This is a genomic window from Mycobacterium sp. MFM001, from assembly GCF_003402475.1.
In the GTDB taxonomy this organism is placed as follows: domain Bacteria; phylum Actinomycetota; class Actinomycetes; order Mycobacteriales; family Mycobacteriaceae; genus Mycobacterium.
The window spans coordinates 1-5,392 of record NZ_BFAB01000032.1 but is presented as its reverse complement, the minus strand read 5'-3'; the positions used below and the strand labels follow the sequence as shown (position 1 = coordinate 5,392).

1 protein-coding gene is annotated in these 5,392 nt (G+C 66.3%); it reads left to right on the top strand.

Translation table 11 applies throughout. From position 1 onward, the window contains the following. A partial coding sequence (locus MFM001_RS24205) for a non-ribosomal peptide synthetase (RefSeq protein ID WP_116377755.1) occupies window positions 1–5,392 on the top strand: 5,392 nt, incomplete at both ends.

Genomic DNA, 5,392 nt, shown 5'->3' with positions numbered 1-5,392 from the left:
GGTGGCGGCGGGCTAACGCCGTCGGATATCGCGCCGGCCCGTCTGACCCAGCAACAGATCGATGAGCTAGGCCAACGCCATCACGTCGCCGATATTTTGCCGTTGACCCCGCTGCAAAAGGGCCTGCTTTTTCACGCCAGCACCCTGCACGGCAACCACGACGATGTGTACGCCTCGCAGCTGGATATCACGTTATGCGGCCGTCTCGACGCCAATCGGCTGCGCGATGCGGTGCGCAACGTGGTCAATCGTCACCCTCACCTGGCGGCGCGGTTCTGCCCACAATTCGACGAGCCGGTACAGATCGTCCCGGCCGATCCCGCTCCGGGGTGGACGTATGTCGAATCGGAAGCCGGCGTCGACGTCGGGGAGCAAATCAAGCGAGTTTGCGCCGCCGAACGTCGCGCGGTCCGCGACCTGACCGGCGGGCCGGTGTTTCGGGTGGCATTGATCCGCATCGCAGACGCGCGGCACAGGTTGGTGCTGACCAACCACCATATTGTGCTTGACGGTTGGTCGTTGCCGATCCTGCTGGGGGAGATATTCGTCAGCTACTACGGTCAGCGCCTACCCGCGGCGGTCTCGTATCGCAGGTTCATTACCTGGCTGGCCGACCGCGACCTTCATTTCGCGCGCGCCGCCTGGCGGCAGGTCCTCGCCGGATTGGACGCCCCCACACTGGTCGCCCCGGCGCGGCACTCAGGGCTGGGGCCGCGAAGCGTCAAATCGTCTCAGCTGCCTGAGGAAACCACACAGGCCGTTAGCGAGCTGGCCCGCTCATCCCACACCACCGTCAGCACTGTGCTGCACGGCGCGTTCGCGCAGTTGCTGATGTGGCTGACCGGTCAGGATGACGTCGTCTTCGGCACCGCTGTCTCCGGGAGGCCAGCTGAGCTGGCCGGCGCGGAATCGATGGTGGGCCTGCTGATCAACACGATTCCGGTGCGGGCGATAATCACGCCGACAACCTCCACCGCTGACCTGCTGGACCAGCTGCAACGGGCCCACAACGACACCCTTGAGCACCAGCACATCGCGCTCAGCGAGATCCACCGGCTCACCGGTCAGGAACAGCTGTTCGACACCCTGTTTGTCTACGAGAACTACCCGATCGACACCGCCGCGCTGGTGGGTCACCACGAGTTGGCCATCACCGATTTCACCGGCCGCGAATACAACCACTACCCCCTGACGGTGCAAGCCACGCCTGGCCGCGAACTGGGCCTTCGCGTCGAATACGACACCGACGCTTTCGAAGCGGAAACCATCGAAATGCTCATCGAGTGGTTGCAGCGGGTGTTGGTGGCCATGACCGCGGACCCGGCCCGGCCGGCGTCGTCGATGGATCTGCTCAATGAACAGGAGCACGCCCGGTTGGATCAGACCGGCAACCGCGCAGTGTTGAGCAGGACCGCACCACTCGCGGTATCGATTCCGGTGTTGTTCGCAGGCCAGGTGGCCCGCACCCCGGATGCGGCGGCGGTGACCTTCGAGGCCCGCTCCATGACATATCGGGAGCTCGACGACGCCGCCAACCGGTTGGCACACGTGCTCGCTGGCCAAGGTGTAGGCCCCGGTGAGTGTGTGGCGCTGCTCTTGGAGCGTTCGGCCGAGGCAATCGTGGCCATCTTGGCAGTCCTCAAGGCCGGGGCGGCTTATCTGCCGATCGACCCGACGGTACCGACGGCCCGGATCGGGTTCCTACTCGCCGACGCCGCGCCGATAGCCGCGATCACCAGCGCTGCCCTGGCCGGACGGCTAGACGGCCATGACGTGGTGATCATCGATATCGATGACCCCGCAGTTGGCGCCCAACCCGGCACGGCACCAACAGCGCCGGGGCCCGACGACATCGCCTACATCATCTACACCTCCGGCACCACCGGCACGCCCAAAGGCGTTGCCGTCACTCACCACAACGTGACCCAGCTGGTGGCATCACTGGATGCTGGCCTGCCGGCGGGCGAGGTGTGGAGCCAGTCTCATTCGCTGGCCTTCGACGTTTCGGTGTGGGAGATCTGGATGGCGCTACTGCGGGGTCGGCGCCTGGTGGTGGTGCCCGAGTCGGTGACCCGTTCGCCGGATGACTTCCACGACGTGCTGGTCGGCGAATCGGTCCGCGTGCTCACCGAGACGCCGTCGGCGGCGGCGGTGCTCTCGACTGATGGTTTGGACTCGCTGACATTGGTGATGGCAGGCGAGGCATGCCCGGCCCCAGTGGTGGACCGGTGGGCGCCCGGGCGGGTGTTGCTCAATGCCTATGGCCCGACCGAGACGACGATGTGTGTGGCCGTTAGCGCGCCGTTGGTGCCCGGGTCTGAGGTGGTGCCGATCGGTATACCGGTGCCCACCGCGGCGTTGTTTGTGCTGGATCGGTGGCTGCGACCAGTGCCTGCCGGGATCACCGGGGAGCTGTATGTGGCCGGTCTCGGCGTGGGGGTCGGGTATGTGCGCCGGGCCGCATTGACCGGGTCGCGTTTTGTGCCGTGCCCGTTCGGCCCGCCGGGACACCGGATGTACCGCACCGGCGATCTGGTGCGCTGGCGCGCCGATGGGCAGCTGCAGTACTTGGGCCGCGCTGATGAGCAGGTCAAGATCCGCGGCTATCGCATCGAACTCGGCGAAATCCAGACCGCCCTCGCGGAATTGGACGGGGTTAAACAAGCGGCGGTCATCGCCCGCGAGGATCGCCCCGGTGACAAACGGCTGATCGGCTACATCACAGGGACCGCGGAACCTGCCGAGGTGCGGGCCCGGCTGACCGATCGGCTGCCCGCCTACATGATCCCCGCGGCCGTCGTGTCGATCGAGGCGCTACCGCTCACCCCCAATGGCAAACTCGACACTCGCGCCCTGCCCGCACCCGATTACACCACTACCGCCGGCAAGTATCGTGCGCCGAGCAGCGCCATCGAGGAGGTCCTGGCCGGCATCTACGCCCAGGTGCTCGGTGTGGATCGCGTCGGGGTCGACGACTCATTCTTCGATCTGGGTGGCGACAGCATTTCGGCGATGCGGCTTATCGCGGCGATCAACGCCGCGCTGAACGACGATCTTTCGGTGCGCGCCGTGTTCGAGGCGCCTACGGTTGCCCGCTTGGCGGGCCGTATCGGTACGGGTGCGGTGCGGCTGCCCCTGTTGCAGGCGGTGGAGCGGCCTGCGGTGGTGCCGTTGTCGTTTGCCCAGCAGCGGCTGTGGTTCATCGATCAATTACTGGGGCCGTCGCCGGTTTACAACATGGCGACCGCGCTGCGGTTAAGTGGCGCACTTGATGTCGAGGCGATGAGTACGGCGCTCGCCGATGTGGTAGGACGTCATGAAAGCCTCCGCACGCTGTTTGCTGCACTCGAGGGGGTACCTCAGCAGCTGGTGGTGCCACCCGAGCGGGCCGAATTCGGTTGGGATGTCGTTGATGCCAGCGGCTGGCCAGCGGCGCGGTTGCAGGAAGCCATCGACGCGGCGGCGCGTCACACCTTCGATTTGGCCGCCGAAATCCCTTTGCGAGCAACACTTTTCCGGCTCGCCGATGACGAATATGCGCTGGTGACCGTGATGCACCATATCGCCGCCGACGGCTGGTCGATCACCCCACTGGTCGCTGATTTGGGTGTAGCGTACGCCAGCCGGTGTGCCGGACGGGCTCCCGACTGGGAGCCGTTGCCGGTGCAGTACGCCGACTACACGTTGTGGCAGCGGGCACTGCTGGGTGACCTCGCCGACAGCGATAGCCCTATCGCCGCGCAGCTGGCCTACTGGGAGCAGGCGCTGGCCGGGATGCCCGAGCGACTCCAGCTGCCTACCGATCGGCCCTATCCGGCGGTGGCCGATTACGACGGCGCAACTGTGACCGTGGACTGGCCGGCCGAGTTGCAGCAACGGGTGGCGCGGATGGCCCGGGAGCACAACGCGACCAGCTTCATGGTGATCCAAGCCGCACTGGCGCTGCTGCTGGCGAAGCTCAGCGCCAGCCCCGATGTGGCGGTGGGATTCGCGATCGCCGGGCGCGGTGATCCCGCGCTGGACGAGTTGGTGGGATTTTTTGTCAACACCCTGGTACTGCGAGTTGAGCTGGCCGGTGATCCTACGGTCGCCGAGTTGCTGGACCAGGTGCGGCAGCGCAGCCTTGCGGCGTACGAGCACCAGGATGTGCCGTTCGAGGTGCTGGTGGAGCGGCTCAACCCGGTCCGAAGCCTGGCCCATCACCCCCTGTTCCAGGTGGCGGTGACGTGGCAGAAGTGGCGGGACAATGACCCCGCCGCCGGGTTGGACTTGGGTGATCTGCAGGTCACCTCGATGCCGGTGGCCACTCAGAGTGCCCGCTGGGACTTGGCGTTCTCGTTGGCCGAGCGCTGGACCGAGGCTGGTGAACCCGCCGGGATTGGCGGAATGGTGGAGTTTCGCACCGACGTGTTCGACGCCGCCAGTATCGAGACGCTGATCGAGCGGTTGGGGCGGGTGTTGGTGGCGATGGCTGCTGATCCGGGGCGGGTGTTGTCGTCGGTGGATGTGCTCGATGAGGGTGAGCGGGCCTGGCTGGATGTGGTCGGGAATCGGGCGGCGTTGACCCGGCCGGTGAGCACGCCGGTGTCGATTCCGGTGTTGTTTGGTGCGCAGGTTGAGCGTGTCCCGGAGTCGGTGGGGTTGCGGTGTGGGGGGCGGTCGTGGACGTATCGGCAGCTTGATCAGGCGGCGAATCGGTTGGCGCACTTGTTGGTTGGCTATGGCGCCGGCCCCGGGCAGTGTGTGGCGTTGCTGGTGTCACGCTCGGCCGAGGCGGTTGTGGCGATGCTGGCGGTGTTGAAAACCGGGGCGGCCTACCTGGCGATCGACCCGGGGTTGCCGGCGGCGCGGATCGAGTTCATGCTCGCCGATGCCGCCCCGATCGCCGTGCTTGCTCACGCTGATCTGGCCGCACGACTCGACGGCCATGACGTGGTGATCATCGACCTCGACGATGCGCGTATCGGCGCTCAGCCCAGCACCGCGCTGCCCACCCCGGCGCCTGAGGACATCGCGTATCTGATTTACACCTCGGGCACCACCGGGACACCCAAGGCAGTGGCCATCACCCACCACAACGTGACCCAACTGTTGAGGTCTTTAGATGCCGGGCTGCCCGCGCCCGGGGTATGGGCGCTATGTCATTCGCTGGCCTTCGACGTCTCGGTGTGGGAAATCTTTGGTGCGCTGCTGCGCGGCGGGCGCCTGGTGGTCGTGCCCGAATCACTCGACGGTGCACCAGACCTACACGAGGTGCTGGTCGGCGAGCACGTCGACGTATTGACTCAAACCCCCTCGGCGGTGCAAGTCCTTTCCCCCGAGGGATTGGAGTCAACGGCATTGGTGATGGCCGGCGAACCCTGCCCGGCCGGCGTGGTCGATCGCTGGGCGC